Below are 760 nucleotides of genomic sequence, written 5' to 3'. Positions count from 1 at the left end.
GCTTTCGACGGCTTCGCAGTAATCAATCAACGCCAGCATTGCGGCGCTCATGAGCAATGAGCCGCCATGCGCGATGCCTGTTTCGATAATCAGATCCGGCTTGACCTGCCAGATCAGTTCTTGCGTCGCGACCATATCGACCGGGGTCTGGATAATGGGTCGGCCCTGCCATGAAAAGTTATACATATAGCGGCCGCGGAAAGCTTCCGCCATCCATTGCGACGACAGTGATTGCCATGATTTGTTGGCGGGATAGCTGGCGATGGTGCTGAATTTCTCAGCTTCGAAAGCCGCGATTGGATCGTTGGGTGTGGCGCTCACAGTGGTACTCCGTGTTGGATGGGATAGGTGGACAACAAGCCTGAGAGCCGATCTTTCAGCTTCATGGGCAGGTAGTGGAACTCGGTAGTTACCGCCGCTATGTCGACGGTCGGGAAAATGCGCTCGGGCGCGCCTGGTGCGAAGGAGATATGTGCGCCCGTCAGCGCCGCCAGCTCGCGTGCCAGTTCGGCGTGACATACGGATTGCCCGCTAGCTACGTTGTAGAGGCGCTGCCGGCCGCTAATCGCGATATTTTCGAGCAACGGTACGACATCGTCGATGTCGACGTAATCTTTGCAGGAGGTCGGACTTTCATGGATCGTGACGCTATTGGTCTCGCGCAGTTCACGGATCACCGACGCCAGGAATGTAGCTTTACCTTGCCCAGGGCCATAGACATTGGATAGCCTTGCCACCCGCACGGCCGGCGAAGCCTGCG

The 760-nt window shown here is 57.4% G+C and carries 2 protein-coding genes; both read right to left on the bottom strand.

Annotated features, from left to right (window positions below):
- Positions 1–321 (bottom strand): CmcI family methyltransferase (locus AC1D1X_RS24855; RefSeq protein ID WP_477699563.1); only part of this gene is annotated, 321 nt, incomplete at its 3' end.
- Positions 318–760 (bottom strand): NAD-dependent epimerase/dehydratase family protein (locus tag AC1D1X_RS24850; protein WP_477699562.1); only part of this gene is annotated, 443 nt, incomplete at its 5' end. The genes AC1D1X_RS24850 and AC1D1X_RS24855, both read right to left, overlap by 4 nt.

The sequence above is a fragment of the Polaromonas sp. P1_G4 genome (genome assembly GCF_056405475.1).
This window is presented reverse-complemented; position numbering and strand designations above follow the sequence as displayed.